The organism is Citrobacter sp. Awk 4 (assembly GCF_028069725.1).
GTDB lineage: Bacteria > Pseudomonadota > Gammaproteobacteria > Enterobacterales > Enterobacteriaceae > Citrobacter_D.
In genome coordinates this window covers 14307-30909 of the sequence record NZ_JANEWG010000032.1, presented here as the reverse complement: position 1 = coordinate 30909, position 16603 = coordinate 14307, and the positions used below count along the sequence as shown (strand labels likewise).

At 53.1% G+C, this 16603-nt stretch carries 14 protein-coding genes; 8 read left to right on the top strand and 6 right to left on the bottom strand.

Annotated elements, in window-relative coordinates:
• The first annotated feature begins 61 nt into the window (after window positions 1-61).
• Together ndh and NNO04_RS14545 are read left to right on the top strand one after the other, a co-directional pair.
• A complete protein-coding gene (ndh, locus tag NNO04_RS14550) occupies window positions 62-1366 on the top strand; it encodes an NADH-quinone dehydrogenase (protein ID WP_271445274.1) in 1305 nt (434 codons plus the stop codon).
• A gap of 321 nt (window positions 1367-1687) precedes the next feature.
• Window positions 1688-2227, top strand: a complete 540-nt coding sequence (locus NNO04_RS14545) for a glycine zipper 2TM domain-containing protein (RefSeq protein WP_271445273.1) — start codon at window positions 1688-1690, stop codon at window positions 2225-2227.
• Between the two features lie 123 nt (window positions 2228-2350).
• Here NNO04_RS14545 and comR read toward each other — a convergent pair whose 3' ends face one another.
• On the bottom strand, window positions 2351-2983 hold the full coding sequence (gene comR / locus NNO04_RS14540) for a TetR family copper-responsive transcriptional repressor ComR (protein WP_271445272.1): 633 nt from the start codon (window positions 2981-2983) through the stop codon (window positions 2351-2353).
• A 241-nt stretch (window positions 2984-3224) separates the two neighbouring features.
• On the opposite strand from comR, the gene bhsA reads away from it, so the two are divergent.
• Complete coding sequence (bhsA, locus tag NNO04_RS14535; protein WP_271445271.1) at window positions 3225-3482, top strand: multiple stress resistance protein BhsA; 258 nt, start codon at window positions 3225-3227, stop codon at window positions 3480-3482.
• Window positions 3483-3559: 77 nt separating this feature from the next.
• Here bhsA and ldtC read toward each other — a convergent pair whose 3' ends face one another.
• The 3 genes from ldtC to NNO04_RS14520 all read right to left on the bottom strand — a co-directional run bounded on the left by ldtC (window position 3560) and on the right by NNO04_RS14520 (window position 9322).
• Window positions 3560-4525, bottom strand: coding sequence for a L,D-transpeptidase LdtC (gene ldtC, locus NNO04_RS14530; RefSeq protein WP_271445270.1), 966 nt, complete (start codon window positions 4523-4525; stop codon window positions 3560-3562).
• A gap of 148 nt (window positions 4526-4673) precedes the next feature.
• Window positions 4674-8120, bottom strand: a complete 3447-nt coding sequence (mfd, locus tag NNO04_RS14525; RefSeq protein WP_271445269.1) for a transcription-repair coupling factor — start codon at window positions 8118-8120, stop codon at window positions 4674-4676.
• A gap of 128 nt (window positions 8121-8248) precedes the next feature.
• Window positions 8249-9322 (bottom strand): acyltransferase family protein, encoded by a 1074-nt coding sequence (locus NNO04_RS14520; RefSeq protein WP_271445268.1) that lies wholly within the window; start codon window positions 9320-9322, stop codon window positions 8249-8251.
• A gap of 260 nt (window positions 9323-9582) precedes the next feature.
• Here NNO04_RS14520 and lolC point away from each other — a divergent pair, with 260 nt between their 5' ends.
• From lolC to cobB, 5 genes are read left to right on the top strand one after another with little or no spacing between them, the layout of a single operon-like run.
• Window positions 9583-10782, top strand: a complete 1200-nt coding sequence (lolC, locus tag NNO04_RS14515; RefSeq protein ID WP_271445267.1) for a lipoprotein-releasing ABC transporter permease subunit LolC — start codon at window positions 9583-9585, stop codon at window positions 10780-10782.
• Window positions 10775-11476: a lipoprotein-releasing ABC transporter ATP-binding protein LolD gene (lolD, locus tag NNO04_RS14510; RefSeq protein WP_271445266.1), complete on the top strand. Its 702-nt coding sequence runs from the start codon at window positions 10775-10777 to the stop codon at window positions 11474-11476. Before lolC ends, lolD begins: the two co-directional genes overlap by 8 nt.
• Window positions 11476-12720 (top strand): lipoprotein-releasing ABC transporter permease subunit LolE, encoded by a 1245-nt coding sequence (lolE, locus tag NNO04_RS14505; protein ID WP_271445265.1) that lies wholly within the window; start codon window positions 11476-11478, stop codon window positions 12718-12720. Before lolD ends, lolE begins: the two co-directional genes overlap by 1 nt.
• Before the next feature lie 28 nt (window positions 12721-12748).
• A complete protein-coding gene (nagK, locus tag NNO04_RS14500) occupies window positions 12749-13660 on the top strand; it encodes an N-acetylglucosamine kinase (RefSeq protein ID WP_271445264.1) in 912 nt (303 codons plus the stop codon).
• Between the two features lie 14 nt (window positions 13661-13674).
• A complete protein-coding gene (gene cobB, locus NNO04_RS14495) occupies window positions 13675-14496 on the top strand; it encodes a Sir2 family NAD+-dependent deacetylase (RefSeq protein ID WP_271445263.1) in 822 nt (273 codons plus the stop codon).
• Between the two features lie 46 nt (window positions 14497-14542).
• On the opposite strand, the gene potD is transcribed toward cobB, so the two are convergent.
• Both potD and potC read right to left on the bottom strand, forming a co-directional pair.
• The gene (gene potD / locus NNO04_RS14490; RefSeq protein ID WP_271445262.1) at window positions 14543-15589 is read right to left on the bottom strand and encodes a spermidine/putrescine ABC transporter substrate-binding protein PotD; all 1047 of its coding nucleotides are present in this window, start codon (window positions 15587-15589) and stop codon (window positions 14543-14545) included.
• A 24-nt stretch (window positions 15590-15613) separates the two neighbouring features.
• Entirely contained in the window at window positions 15614-16393 is a 780-nt protein-coding gene (gene potC, locus NNO04_RS14485; RefSeq protein ID WP_162380599.1) for a spermidine/putrescine ABC transporter permease PotC, read from the bottom strand.
• Between the last annotated feature and the right edge of the window lie 210 nt (window positions 16394-16603).

The window sequence follows — 16603 nt, the reverse complement described above, 5'->3', positions numbered from 1 at the left end:
ATTAAAGGCTATGTCTATAACGTTTAATTAACAATTGGTTAATTAATTTGAGGGGGTCACCTTGACTACACCATTGAAAAAAATCGTGATTGTCGGCGGTGGTGCTGGCGGGCTGGAAATGGCGACGCAGTTGGGTAAAAAACTGGGTCGCAAGAAAAAAGCGAAAATTACGCTGGTGGACAGAAACCACAGCCATCTGTGGAAACCGCTGCTGCACGAAGTGGCGACCGGTTCGCTGGATGAAGGTGTGGATGCGCTGAGCTACCTGGCACATGCGCGCAATCATGGCTTCCAGTTTCAACTCGGGTCGGTGATGGATATCGATCGTGAAGCAAAAACGATAACCATTGCTGAACTGCGTGATGAAAAAGGTGACCTGTTAGTACCGGAGCGTAAGATAGCCTATGACACACTGGTGATGGCGCTGGGAAGTACCTCCAATGACTTCAATACGCCTGGCGTGAAAGAGCACTGCATTTTCCTCGATAACCCCCATCAGGCGCGTCGTTTCCATCAGGAAATGTTGAACCTGTTTTTGAAATACTCCGCAAACCTGGGGGCGAACGGCAAGGTTAACATCGCCATTGTCGGCGGTGGCGCAACGGGCGTTGAACTCTCAGCAGAACTGCATAATGCGGTGAAACAACTGCACAGTTACGGTTACAAAGGGCTGACCAACGAAGCGCTGAATGTGACGCTGGTTGAAGCCGGAGAACGTATTCTGCCAGCATTACCGCCGCGTATTTCCGGCGCAGCGCATAGCGAATTGACCAAACTGGGCGTACGGGTGTTGACGCAGACGATGGTGACCAGTGCTGATGCAGGCGGACTTCACACCAAAGAGGGCGAATACATCGAAGCCGATCTGATGGTGTGGGCGGCAGGTATTAAAGCGCCAGACTTTATGAAAGATATCGGCGGTCTGGAAACCAACCGTATCAATCAGCTGGTGGTGGAACCGACCCTGCAGACCTCGCGTGATCCTGATGTGTACGCCATTGGCGACTGTGCATCCTGTGCGCGTCCGGAAGGGGGCTTTGTACCGCCACGTGCTCAGGCGGCGCACCAGATGGCAACCTGCGCGATGAATAACATCCTGGCGCAGATGAACGGCAAACCGCTGAAGGCGTACCAGTACAAAGATCACGGTTCTCTGGTGTCACTGTCCAACTTCTCTACCGTGGGGAGTTTGATGGGAAATCTGACGCGCGGATCCATGATGATAGAAGGGCGCATCGCCCGCTTCGTCTATATTTCGCTGTACCGTATGCACCAGATTGCATTGCACGGTTACTTCAAAACCGGGTTGATGATGCTGGTTGGCAGCATAAACCGTGTGATCCGCCCTCGTCTGAAACTTCATTAATGATCTCTTTACTCACCGGCCGTTTGTGCCGGTGAGTTTTTACAGAAAATCCTCCCATCAGTTAACACCGGCCATTTAAGCTAATGAATGAGGGGAAACACCGGGATTTGGTTCCCGGAGGGACGCCAAACCCGGTGGTCGCCCCGGATATCTCGGTTTTAAACTAACGGTGTTATCGCGCCAGTCCTTGTTATGCGCTTCGGAGTACTCCGAATCATCCTGTTTCGCCGCTCAAACCCCTACTTTTCATCCGTTGTCTGATTTGCTTACTCTCCCACCCGTTGCAAAATTGTTACTAATAGCAAAAAAGGAGGAGTTCCCGTGAATAAATCAATGTTGGCGGGTATCGGGATTGGCGTAGCGGCTGCGCTGGGCGTTGCGGCTGTCGCCGGTCTTAATGTCTTAGACCGTGGCCCGCAGTATGCTCAGGTTGTCTCTGCGACACCGATTAAGGAAACGGTTAAGACTCCGCGTCAGGAGTGCCATAACGTGACGGTCACGCATCGTAAACCGGTACAGGATGAAAACCGTATCGCCGGCTCTGTACTGGGTGCGGTTGCGGGTGGCGTCATTGGTCATCAGTTTGGCGGTGGTCGTGGTAAAGATGTGGCTACGGTCGTGGGTGCGCTGGGCGGCGGTTATGCTGGTAACCAGATCCAGGGCTCAATGCAGGAAAATGACACATATACCTCCACCCAGCAGCGTTGCAAAACGGTGTATGACAAGTCTGAAAAAATGCTGGGTTATGATGTCACTTACAAAATTGGCGACCAGCAGGGCAAAATTCGCATGGACAAAGATCCTGGTGCGCAGATCCCTCTGGATAATAACGGCCAGCTCATTTTGACTAACAAAGCGTAAAAATAGCTGTACTCTGCACACTTGCCCCTCATTCGCTCAGGCTGAGGGGCTTTTTTATGTCCACCACTCAACAACGGCTAGTGGTGTAGCGAAACAAGAGAGCCATGTTCCCTGGTTAACGTACTATTTCAGCATCTCAGGCCACAGTTTTAGCGTGGTGCGAGTGATCAACATCAGCCTCTCAAAGGTTGCACCTTCGCGGGCGCTTATCGACATCCCCTGCAATATACAGTTCAGAAACTCTGCCAGACTCTGCGGATCACAATGCGCTGGAATTTCGCCGCGCTCTTGTCGTTGACGGAGGAATTGGGCCAGTGTCTGTTCCTGCATTGCATGGCGTGATTTGACCGTATGCGCAATATCACGGGAGGAGGCTGCCAGCGTCGCGGAAGTATTAATCATAAAGCATCCGGCGGGGGTCTCTTTGCTGGTAAAGCAGGTCGCAACGGCGGTGAAATAATCTTCGAGCGCCGATTCAACACTTTTTTCTTCGCAGAAGAGCTGCGCCTCGTGCTTTGCCGCAAAGCGGCTAATGTAGCGATCCAGCACGGCGCGAAATAGCCCTTCCTTGTTGGTAAATTCCGCATACAGCGTTGGCGCTTTCGCACCGGTTGCTTCTACGAGGTCGGAGAGTGATGTCGCTTCATAGCCATGTTGCCAGAAGAGTGTCATGGCCTTATCAAGCGCGGCTTCCCTGTCGAACACTTTTGGTCGGCCACGGCTTTTTTTTGCGCAACTTGTCGGGGTAGTTGTCATGGTGCCGTTGTACCTGGTTGGGTTTATTGAACAACCATTATAAAAATAAACGCGCTCAGTCTCCAGCGCATTCAGGATAAAAATAAATTAATCTTACCGTGCTGAAAAATAAGGTATTTATAATTTAATTAACGTGCGTTACAAAAATACATTGACGTGTGACCTGGATCACATCTATGATTTAACTATCGATCGTTAAGTTAATGCTGACGACATCATTCATCTGCTACAGGTCACTATCATGAAAAACGTAAAAACCCTTATCGTTGCTGCTGTTCTGAGTTCACTTTCTTTTGCAAGCGTCGCGGCTGTTGAAGTTCAGTCAACGCCTGCCGGTCAACAAAAAGTGGGCACTATCTCTGCGAATGCAGGGACCAATCTGGGTTCTCTGGAAGATCAACTGGCACAGAAAGCGGATGAGATGGGGGCAAAATCCTTCCGTATTACTTCCGTTACCGGTCCTAACACGCTGCACGGGACGGCGGTTATTTACAAATAAGCATTACCCCTCATTAATGCCCTTTTGTTTGCCATAAAAAACCCCGCGATATTGCGGGTTTTTTACGTGCTGAGTCTCTACATAGACTGCGGTACGGCACCCTGATGACGGGTGACATCCACCGGCATACCGGAGCGCAGTTCCATAACATGCTCCATGACCGCTGCATCGGTTTGCGCTGAGGCTTTAAATGCCTGCATTGCGCTGTTCAATTCAATGGGCAATACCTGCGGGTCATCGTTCAGATTCTTCGACAACGGCTGATGAACTTCCACCAGACGCACACCTCCCGGTTCCACTGAGGCTTTGATTGGCGTATTGATGATATTCACTTTTGTCCCGGGCGTGACCTGGCGGAACAGTGTCTCAATGTCACCGTCACGTAAGCGAATACACCCTGAGCTGACGCGCATACCGATACCAAAATCGGCATTGGTGCCATGCAACAGATAGACCCCACCGTAGGCGGCTAAGCGAATCGCATGATGCCCCATCGGGTTATCCGGCCCGGCAGGGACCACTGCAGGGAGATCAACCCCTTGCGCTTTGTAACGGGCGCGAATATTCGCTGTTGGGGTCCAGGTCGGATTGGCGCGTTTGTCAGAGATGGTTGTCACCATTGTTGGCGTCAATGTATCGCCGCCTAACTGACCGATACCGATCGGGTAGACGGTGACCGTGTTTTTCCCCGGCGGGTAATAGTACAGACGTAACTCCGCCAGGTTGATCACGATACCTACGCGCGGCGCGTCTGGCAGGAGCGTTTGCAAGGGGATGGTTAGCACGCTGCCCGCGCGTGGAACATAAGGATCAACCCCAGGGTTTGCCTGTAACAGCGCCAGAAAACCCACATTGTATTTCTTTGCGATCGATTCCAGCGAGCCGCCGTTGTTTTCAACGACGTGAAATTTGTTTTCGCCCACCAGCTTGCTACCCGCCGGAGGCAGTGGCCAGGTGTTCGCTTTGGCTGGTAGTGCAACCGCCACGGTGGCAGCGAGGGCACAAAATGCCAGCCAGCGAGAAAAACGCATGTGTAATTTCATTACCATAAATCCATGTAAATCACAGGGTTATTGTTGCGATAACGTAAACAGGGATTATGACGGCTGGCTATGTCGGGAAGTGCAGGGGAAATGCAAAGAGTTTGTAAATCCTGTGCCGGGTGAGCCGTGGCGCCACCCGGCACAGTGATTACGCGACTGCGTTTTCTTCCAGTTGCCGCATGAACTGACGTACCCATTCGATGCGGGTTTTACGTTCACCCAGTTCCTGAATAAACTTCAGCCGGGTGGGGCCGTCCAGACGGAAGTGCTGTGGCTGTTTCTGCAACAGACCGATAAGCCAAACCGGATTGACGTGGTTTTTCTCGGCGAATTCGATGATGCCGCCTTTTTCGTTGCCCTCCAGCTTTTTAATGCCGAGTTTTTGCGCCTGCTGGCGCAGACGGGCAATCTCCAGCAGCGTGCGGGCGGGATCAGGCAACAGCCCAAAGCGGTCGATCAGTTCTACCTTGATCTCTTCCAGTTCGTTTTCACTTTTTGCACTGGCGATACGTTTGTAGAAAGAGAGACGGGTGTTTACATCAGGGATAAAATCGTCCGGCAACAGCGACGGCATGCGCAGTTCAACTTCCGTCTGTTGGCTGGTGAGGTCTTCCAGTGACGGTTCACGTCCGGCTTTCAGTGCATCGACGGCGTTTTCCAGCAGCTCCATATAGAGCGAGAAACCGATGGTTTCCATCGAACCGCTCTGATCTTCGCCGAGTAATTCCCCCGCGCCGCGAATTTCGAGATCGTGCGTTGCCAGTGCAAAGCCCGCCCCCAGATCCTCAAGCGACGCGATGGCCTCGAGGCGTTTTTGCGCATCGGGGGTCATGGCTTTTGGATGCGGCGTCAGCAGCCAGGCATACGCCTGATGATGCGAGCGACCCACACGGCCACGCAACTGGTGCAATTGCGCCAGACCGAAGTGATCGGCGCGTTCGATAATAATGGTGTTGGCGGTGGGAATGTCGATCCCGGTTTCGATAATCGTGGTACACACCAGGACGTTAAAGCGTTGATGGTGGAAGTCATTCATCACGCGTTCCAGCTCGCGCTCGCGCATCTGTCCGTGACCAATCGCGATCCGCGCTTCGGGCACCAGTTCCGCCAGGCGGTCCGCCGTTTTCTGAATATTCTCCACATCGTTGAACAGGTAATACACCTGGCCGCCACGCAACACTTCACGCAGGATTGCCTCACGCACCACCAGGTTGTCGTATTCACGGACAAAGGTTTTGACCGCCAGACGACGGGCGGGCGGGGTGGCGATAATAGAGAGATCGCGCATACCGCTCATCGCCATATTCAGCGTACGCGGGATCGGCGTCGCCGTCAGCGTCAGAATGTCCACATCTGCGCGCATGGCTTTAATGCGCTCTTTGTGACGGACGCCAAAACGGTGCTCTTCATCGACAATCAACAGGCCTAAATCTTTCAGTTTTACATCGTTTTGGAGCAGTTTATGGGTGCCAATCAAAATGTCGATCTTACCTTCGGCGACTTGCTCAAGGATTTGCGTCTGCTCTTTGGCGCTCCGGAAGCGAGAGAGCATCTCAATACGCACCGGCCAGTTGGCAAAGCGATCGCGGAAGTTATCGAAATGTTGCTGGGCAAGCAGGGTTGTCGGGACCAGCACCGCCACCTGTTTGTGGTTTTCCACCGCCAGAAACGCCGCGCGCATCGCCACTTCGGTTTTACCAAAACCAACGTCGCCACAGACTAAACGGTCCATCGCCAGCGGCTGGCACATATCACTGAGAACCGCATTGATGGCCTGTGCCTGGTCAGGCGTGGTTTCAAACGGGAAGCTGTCGCAGAATAACTGGTATTGTTCACGATCGTGTTTAAAGGCGAAGCCCTCTTTGGCCGCGCGTTGGGCATAAATATCCAGCAATTCTGCCGCCACATCGCGCACTTTTTCTGCCGCTTTCTGTCTGGCGCGCGACCACGCGTCACCGCCCAGTTTATGCAGCGGCGCATTTTCTTCCGCTCCGCCCGCGTAACGGCTGATCAGGTGCAGTGACGATACCGGAACGTACAATTTGGCGTCATTGGCGTAGGTGAGCATCAGATATTCACCTTTGATACCACCCGCTTCCAGTGTGGTCATACCGGCATAACGACCCACGCCATGCTCCAGGTGAACGACAGGCTGGCCCGGATGCAACTCCGCCAGGTTGCGAATAAGCGTATCCGGGTTGATGGTGCGGCGGGTATCCTGACGACGCCGCGCGACGCGCTCACCGAGCAGATCGCTTTCACAAATCAGCGCCAGATTACGCTGCGTGTCGATAAATCCGTGTTCCGCCGCGCCAATCATCAGGTAGCGGCCTGCATCGCTCGCTTCATCCAGACGTAGGATTCGCTTAGGCGCAATCTTGATGCGGGCTAGCAGTTCACCGAGGGCTTCCCGGCGACCTTCGCTTTCTACGGAGAAAATGACCGGACCGGTAAAGGCTTCCAGGAACTTACGCAGGGCATCCAGCGGGGCTTTTTGCTGCGCCTGCACCGCCAGGTCGGGGAGTTTCTGGAAACCCAGATTGGTATTGGCGGCTTTTTCCGGCAGATGCTCGGTTTTGAGTTGTACGCGGGGCCAGCGTTTAAGCTCGGAAAAAAGTTCATCAACGCGAAGCCAGAGCGATTCCGGCGGTAAAAGCGGGCGCATGGGGTCAACGCCGCGATTTTCGAAACGTGACAGGGTATCGGCCTGGAAGCGCTCTGCGCTGGTTTCCAGGTTCCCGGTGTTCACCAGTAGCGTATTCGCCGGAAAGTAACTAAACAGCGGCGGCAGCGGCTCGCTGAAAAACAGCGGCTGCCAGTATTCGATTCCCGCCGGTAACGTGCCTTTGCTAACCTGCTGATAAATATGTTCAGGGTCGCGTTTCACCTCAAAGGTGTCGCGCCACTGGCTACGGAACAACTCAATGGCCGCTTTGTCCGTCGGGAATTCGTGCGCAGGCAGCAGGTTAATCGCCGAAACTTCTTCCAGCGTGCGTTGGGTGTCGGTGTCGAACAGACGCAGGCTGTCTATCTCATCATCAAAGAAATCGAGACGATAAGGTTGCTCGCTGCCCATCGGGAACAGATCCAGCAACGCGCCGCGGGTGGCGTATTCGCCGTGTTCCATAACCTGATCAACATGACGATACCCGGCGCTCTCCAGTTGCGCGCGCAATGCATCGCGCGACAATTGCTGACCTTTTTTCATCACCAGCGCGTGACCATGCAGATAATTGTGGGGGCAGACGCGCTGCATCAGGGTATTGACCGGCACGATCAGTACGCCGCGTTGCATCGACGGGAGCTGATACAGCGTGGAGAGACGCGAGGAGATTATCTCCTGGTGCGGCGAAAAACTGTCGTAGGGGAGCGTTTCCCAGTCTGCCAGATTCATCACCATCTGATCGGTGAACTGGCCAATTTCATCATGCAGTCGCAGGGCATTCTGCATATCCGGCGCAATAAGCACGATGGGGCCCGCGTGACGCTCGGCAATCTCCGCGACCTGTGTGGCGCAAGCCGCACCGGTAAGCTCACCCAACTGGCGCTGATCGCCGGCCTTCGTCGGCAGAGTATAACGTTGTTTTTCAGGCATTCGGTTGTCAGGATCTCTTTTGGGTATACACCACACTATGGGGGCATATGACTGATAAGCAATGCTCTTTATTATCCTTGATCATTACTCATTAGCAAATGATTCGCCCCCGAACAGGGGCGAAAAACTTACGCGGACGGACTCGTTGCGACCAGGCGGGAAGGGGGCGAGAAGAAGAGATCGGCAAAGAGGTTCTGCGAGACGGTACGCACGGCAAGTCCCGCCAGGGTACACAGCAGCAGACTGAGGAAGGGATAGGTAAGCAACAGAGTAAGCTCAATCTGAGGCGACCATAACGCCTGATTCAGTTTTGGGATCAGGGTTAAGCTGAGCGCTTCAACCAGAATACGGTGGGTCGTGTAGATAGCAATGGTGTTGGAGCCGATGACGTTGAGCAGACCAGTAGAACGCATGCCGTAACGCTGTTCGAACTGATAAAACGCTTTCGTGATCAGTACGATTGAAACAAACGAAAGGAGCAGGGCGATGTTTGCCAGCCATGCGACAACGGCTGCCACGGCGAGGGTCAGCATAGCAACAGGATGACGCCGTAGCGGCGTCTGTTTAATTTCCGCCATGAGCGACGCGCCAAACCAGGCGCCGAGGCTGTACCAGGGAAGATTACGGATGACGCTGTTCATCCCCCACCACGGGGTCGGGAGAAAATTGATCGTGACGCTCAGTAAAACAAAGAGGGCGAACAGGGGTTTTGCCCAGCGGGCGAAGAGTTTACACAGGACAAAATAGGCGATCAGCGCATATAGGTACCACAGGCTGGTACTGGCAGTGAGCATCCCGTGCAGGAACGCGTTTACGCTGGTGGCGTAGGCCGCATTCGCGCTACTGCTGAGATCCCGGTCTGGCGCCAGCCAGTGATTGAGCGAGGTTAATGCCAGCCATTGCACAACGCCCCACAGCGCGAGGACCCACAAAATACTCCAGATGCGTTTTTCCACACACGCCTTCCAGGGAACAGCGTCAATATAACGGCGGATTAAATACCCCGAAATAAAGAAAAAAACGGGCATACGAAACGGCGCAAGGTAGAGATTGAAATAGATCCAACATTTAGACAGCACTTGCGAAAAGGGATGCTGGAAGGTAGTGAGGTGAGGATAAAAGGTGATTACCGAGTGATAGATGACCACCAGACAAATGCATAACCCTTTGATTTGGTTAATCCATAATTCTTTTTGTTTCATAAAAACGGCCTGCCCGTATTGTTCGACGTAGCCTGCGATCCTGCGGGTCATGCGCGTTGCTGTAATGCGTAACAATCTGCTTTTTATATTTTTAAGATAAAGATCAGGTCAGGATGAGGGCTCGGAGTGGGTCACTTTAGTAAATTGATTTGTGGATACTTTTAGGAATAACACTGACGAACACTTGCGGTTCAGTCATTTACCCATTCCGCTTTCGCTTATATACTCGTGACTTTGCTAACCGCAACCAGACGGATTTCATGTATCAACCTGTCGCTCTATTCATCGGCCTGCGCTACATGCGTGGGCGTGCAGCAGATCGCTTCGGTCGCTTTGTCTCCTGGCTCTCCACCATTGGCATTACCCTTGGGGTGATGGCGCTGGTGACGGTATTGTCGGTCATGAACGGTTTTGAACGCGAACTGCAAAACAATATTCTTGGCCTGATGCCTCAGGCCATTCTCTCGTCTGAGCAAGGTTCCCTCAATCCTCAGCAGTTACCGGAAAAAGCCGTCGTCTTAAATGGCGTGAATCGTATTGCGCCTCTGACGACGGGCGATGTCGTCCTGCAAAGTGCGCGCAGTGTGGCGGTAGGGGTTATGCTGGGTATCGATCCGGCGCAAAAAGATCCGCTAACGCCGTATCTGGTCAATGTGAAGCAAACCTCCCTCGAACCGGGCAAGTATAATGTCATCCTTGGCGAGCAGCTCGCCGGGCAGTTGGGGGTGAATCGCGGCGATCAAATTCGCGTGATGGTACCTTCCGCCAGCCAGTTTACCCCGATGGGACGGCTGCCAAGCCAGCGCTTGTTTACGGTGATTGGCACCTTCGCGGCAAACAGCGAAGTCGATGGCTACCAGATGCTGGTCAATATTCAGGATGCCTCGCGTTTGATGCGCTATCCGGCCGGGAATATCACCGGCTGGCGTTTGTGGCTGAATGAACCGCTGAAAGTCGACACCCTCAGTCAGCAAACGTTGCCGGCAGGGACAAAATGGCAGGACTGGCGTGAGCGCAAAGGCGAACTGTTCCAGGCGGTAAGAATGGAAAAGAACATGATGGGGCTGTTGTTGAGCCTGATCGTGGCAGTCGCCGCATTCAACATTATTACTTCGCTGGGCTTGATGGTGATGGAAAAGCAAGGAGAAGTGGCTATTTTGCAAACGCAGGGACTGACGCCGCGCCAAATCATGATGGTCTTTATGGTTCAGGGGGCGAGTGCTGGTATCATCGGCGCGCTGCTGGGGGCGGCATTGGGCGCATTACTGGCCAGTCAGTTGAATAATCTGATGCCAGTGATTGGCGCGATCCTGGACGGCGCCGCGCTGCCTGTGGCCATTGAGCCGCTGCAGGTGATTGTCATCGCGCTGGTGGCAATGGCTATCGCACTGCTTTCTACGCTTTATCCTTCCTGGCGCGCTGCCGCCACTCAACCCGCTGAGGCTTTACGTTATGAATAAGATCCTGTTGCAATGCGACAACCTGTGCAAACGCTATCAGGAAGGCACTGTGCAAACCGACGTGCTGCATGATGTCAGTTTTAGCGTAGACGAAGGCGAAATGATGGCGATCGTGGGCAGCTCCGGTTCGGGTAAAAGTACCTTGCTGCATCTGCTGGGCGGACTGGATACGCCGACTTCGGGCGATGTGATTTTTAGCGGCCAACCGATGAGTAAGCTCTCCTCGACCGCAAAAGCGGAGTTGCGCAATCAAAAACTCGGCTTTATCTATCAGTTCCACCATCTGCTGCCGGATTTCAGCGCGCTGGAAAACGTTGCCATGCCGTTACTGATCGGCAAAAAGAAACCGGCGGAAATTAGCGAACGCGCGCGTGAAATGCTGAAAGCGGTGGGACTGGATCATCGCGCCAGCCACCGTCCTTCTGAGCTTTCCGGCGGCGAGCGCCAGCGTGTGGCGATTGCGCGTGCGCTGGTCAACAATCCACGACTGGTACTGGCAGATGAACCCACAGGGAACCTGGATGCGCGTAACGCCGACAGTATTTTCCAGCTTTTAGGCGAGTTGAATCGTTCTCAGGGCACCGCCTTTTTGGTCGTGACCCACGATCTGCAACTGGCGAAACGGATGAACCGTCAGCTTGAAATGCGTGATGGTCGCCTGACGGCGGAATTGAGCCTGATGGGAGCAGAGTAATGGCTTCGCCTTTATCGTTATTGATTGGGCTGCGTTTTAGCCGTGGCCGTCGGCGCGGCGGTATGGTCTCGCTGATCTCTGTGATTTCGACTATCGGTATTGCGCTGGGGGTGGCGGTGCTGATCGTCGGTTTAAGCGCGATGAACGGTTTTGAACGTGAGCTGAACAACCGTATTCTGGCAGTGGTTCCGCACGGTGAAATTGAAGCGGTGAATCAGCCGTGGACTAACTGGCGCGAAGCGCTGGAGAACGTGCAGAAGGTGCCGGGCATTGCGGCGGCGGCACCGTATATCAACTTTACCGGACTGGTGGAGAGCGGTGCTAATCTGCGCGCCATTCAGGTGAAAGGGGTTGATCCGAAACAGGAACAGCAGCTGAGCGCGCTTCCCTCGTTTGTGCAAAACCATGCCTGGAATAACTTTAAAGCCGGTGAACAGCAAATTATTATCGGCAAAGGTGTGGCAGACGCGCTGAAAGTCAAACAGGGCGACTGGGTCTCGATCATGATCCCAAATTCCAATGCGGATCATAAACTGATGCAGCCTAAACGCGTGCGCCTGCATGTCGCGGGGATTTTGCAATTGAGCGGCCAGCTTGATCACAGTTTTGCGATGATCCCGATGACCGATGCGCAGCAGTATCTGGATATGGGGTCCAGTGTTTCCGGTATTGCTATCAAAGTTAACGATGTCTTTAACGCCAACAAACTGGTACGTGACGCAGGCGAAGTGACCAATAGCTACGTTTACATTAAGAGCTGGATTGGGACTTACGGTTATATGTATCGCGATATTCAGATGATCCGCGCCATTATGTATCTGGCGATGGTGCTGGTGATCGGCGTGGCCTGTTTTAATATCGTCTCGACTTTAGTGATGGCGGTAAAAGACAAGAGTGGCGATATTGCCGTATTAAGAACACTGGGCGCCAAAGACGGTTTGATTCGTGCCATTTTCGTCTGGTATGGATTGCTGGCGGGGCTGTTTGGTAGCCTGTGTGGAGTGGTTATTGGCGTTGTCGTTTCATTGCAACTGACCCCCATCATTGAAGGTATTGAGAAGATTATCGGCCATCAGTTTTTGTCCGGGGATATCTATTTTATCGACTTCCTGCCATCCGAATTACACTGGCTGGATGTTATTTATGTGCTGGTCACGGCATTGTTGCTGAGCTTGTTAGCCAGTTGGTATCCGGCGCGACGCGCCAGTAATATCGATCCAGCGAGAGTTCTCAGCGGCCAGTAACTGCGGTACACAGAAACAAGGAGCGGCGATGTATTACGGGTTTGACATTGGCGGGACCAAAATTGCGTTAGGCGTGTTTGATACCCAACGGCATTTGCAGTGGGAAAAGCGCGTGCCAACCCCTCGCGACAGTTATGACGCTTTTCTGGATGCCGTGTGTGATTTGGTTGCTGAGGCCGATGCGCGATTTGGCGAGAAAGGCAGTGTTGGCATCGGTATTCCCGGAATGCCTGAGACGGCGGACGGTACGCTGTACGCCGCCAATGTGCCTGCCGCCAGCGGCAAACCTCTGCGTGCCGATCTCAGCGCACGTCTGGACCGCGATGTTCGCCTGGACAACGATGCCAACTGTTTTGCCCTTTCCGAAGCCTGGGACGATGAGTTTACGCAATATCCGCTGGTGATGGGGCTTATCCTCGGCACCGGTGTCGGCGGTGGTCTGATCATCAATGGGAAACCGATCGCTGGGCACAGCTACATTACCGGTGAATTTGGTCATATACGCTTACCCGTGGATGCACTCACGCTGATGGGTTTTGACTTCCCGTTGCGCCGCTGTGGCTGTGGTCAACTGGGCTGTATCGAGAACTATCTTTCCGGGCGTGGATTTGCATGGCTATATCAGCATTACTATCATCAACCTTTGCAGGCTCCTGAAATCATTGCGCTGTGGGAGCAGGGCGATGTTCAGGCGCGAGCCCACGTTGAACGCTATCTGGATTTATTAGCGGTCTGTCTGGGCAATATTCTGACTATCGTCGATCCCGATCTGGTCGTGATCGGCGGCGGTTTATCGAATTTCACAGCGATAACAACGCAGTTGGCGGACCGATTGCCAAATCATCTCTTGCCTGTCGCCCGGGTGCCGCGTATTGAACGCGCACGTCATGGTGATGCGGGTGGAATGCGCGGCGCCGCCTTCTTACATCTTACCGACTAATAAAAGAGGTTGTTATGCAGTCGCGTCGGGGTCATCGATTAAGTCGTTTTCGTAAAAATAAACGCCATTTACGCGAACGTCTGCGTCAACGGATCTTTTTCAGAGACAGAGTGGTGCCGGAAATGATGGAAAAACCAAGAGTATTAGTACTTACAGGGGCAGGGATTTCAGCTGAATCCGGCATTCGTACGTTTCGTGCAGCCGATGGTCTCTGGGAAGAGCATCGCGTTGAAGATGTGGCGACCCCGGAAGGATTTGCGCGCAACCCTACACTGGTTCAGTCATTTTATAACGCGCGTCGACAGCAACTGCAGGGAGCAGAAATCCAGCCTAACGCGGCGCATATCGCACTGGCAAAACTGGAAGAAGCTCTCGGCGAAAACTTCTTACTGGTGACGCAGAATATCGACAATCTCCATGAGCGCGCGGGCAGCGAAAATATTATCCATATGCATGGTGAGTTGTTGAAGGTGCGTTGTTCCCAAAGCGGGCAGATCCTGGACTGGACTGGCGATGTCACCCCCGAGGATAAGTGTCACTGTTGCCAGTTCCCGGCGCCGTTGCGCCCGCATGTGGTGTGGTTTGGTGAAATGCCGCTGGGGATGGATGACATCTACATGGCGCTGGCAATGGCGGATATTTTTATCGCGATTGGCACCTCGGGCCACGTTTATCCGGCGGCGGGTTTTGTCCATGAAGCACGACTGCATGGCGCACATACCATCGAGCTAAACCTTGAACCGAGCCAGGTCGGCAGTGAATTTGAAGAGAAGTATTACGGTCCTGCGAGTCAGGTAGTGCCGGAATTTGTCGAGAAGTTGTTGAAAGGTTTGTAACGTGAAAGGCCCGGTTCGCATTGCGACACCGGGCCTTCTTGCTGAATTAGCGTCCTGCTTTCAGCTTCTGGTAATACTCTTCATAAATTGCGCTGGCCGCGCCGACATCATTCTGCCATTCCCCTTTTTTGATGGTCTCTGCATCAGGGTACAGCGATTTGTCGTTGGCGACGTCCGGGCTTAACAGTTTGCGGGCCGCCAGGTTAGGCGTCGGATAACCGATGGTTTCCGCCACTTGTTTCGCGACGTCCGGGCGCAGCAGGAAGTTAATCAGCTTCAGCGCGCCTTCTTTGTTTTTGGCGTTTGCCGGAATCGACAAGCTGTCCATCCAGAAGATCCCGCCTTCTTTTGGCCAAATGACTTCCAGCGGTGTTCCGGCCTGACGCGCAACCCATGCAGAGCCGTTCCACACCATTCCCAGATTCACTTCGCCTTCCATATACGGGTTAGCCGGGTTGTCGGAGTTAAACGCCGCCACGTTTGGCATCAGTTTTTTCAGCTCGTTGTAGGCCGCTTCAATCTCTTTCGGATCGGTCGTATTGCCAGAATAACCCAGCTTACGCAGCGCCACCTGGAACACTTCACGCGCATCATCCGTCAGCAACAGACTGCCTTTGTACTCCGGTTTCCACAGATCGGCCCAGCTGGTAACGGTTTTCGGGTCAATGGTCTCACTGTTGACGCCAATCGCCGTGGCACCCCAGATGTAAGGGATTGAGTAGTCGTTGTTCGGGTCAAACGGCTTGTTGAGCATCTCGGGGTCGAGATTGTTGAAGTTGGTTAACGCCGACTTATCGATCTTCTGGATCATGCCCTCTTTACGCATTTTGTCGACGTAGTAGGTAGAAGGGACTACCAGGTCGTAGGCACCGTCTTTGTACGTTTTGAGCTTGGCGTACATGGTTTCATTCGACTCGTAAGTCGAATAGATAACCTTAATGCCGGTCTCTTTGGTGAACTGCTCGAGCAGTCCTGGCGGTACATACTCGGTCCAGTTATAGAAATAGAGTGTGTTGTTGTCTTTGGCGTGAGCAGCGCTCATGCCCAGTGCCAGAGCACCCGCGGCAAGCAGGTGGCGTGACCATTTTTTCATTTAACGTCCCCTGAATTACAGGCCCTAACGGCCCTTCGTTTTATCACGAGCAATAAGCTGGCTGGCAATGACCATCACCAGCGACAGAACTAACAATATCGTTGCCAGCGCATTCACTTCGGGTGATACGCCCACTTTCACCATTGAATAGATCTTCAACGGTAAAATTTCATAGCCTGGTCCGGTGACAAATGACGACACCACAACGTCATCCATCGACAAGGTAAAACTCAGTAACCAACCGGCCGCCACGGCGGGCATGGCCAGCGGTAAAATGATCTTGCGCAGAATAGTGACTTCGCTGGCGCCCAGATCTTTTGCGGCTTCCAGCATCCGTACATCAAAGCCTTTCAGACGTGAATAGACGGTCACGACGACAAACGGCAGGCAGAACGTGATATGGGAGAAGAGCAGCGACCAGAACCCCAGTTGAATGCCAAGCAGCATAAACAGCACCAGCAGGGAAATGGCCATCACGATATCCGGTGACATCATGACGACAAACAACATACCGCTGACGAAGGGTTTGCCGCGAAAGCGGTAGCGGTACAGTGCGACGGCAGTGAGCGAACCAATGAGCGTGGCAAAGGTTGCCGAGACAACGGCCATCGTGAGTGAATGCTGTGCAGCCTGCAGCAGACTGTCGTTGTTGAGCAATAAGTTGTACCAGTTTGTGGTAAACCCTTGCCAGTTGATGCCAAAGCGCGAGCTGTTAAAGGAGTTCACAATCAAGATGATGATTGGAATATACAGATAAGCATAAATGGTGGTCATAAAACCACCGCGAAGCAGTCTACCGATCATTCGAGATCCACCTCCTTGCGTTGCAGAGGGGACAGTTTCAGAGTATTGAAATTATTCAATTTTTCCTTTATCTCCAAAATATCTCCAACACTCGTTGATTAAATAGTGCGCAAAAAAAAGCGGCCATTACGTGAGGCCGCGCATTTTACAACAATTTTCCTGGCGATCGGGAAAAAATGGCTGATTTAATGACGGGCGTTATACGTTTTG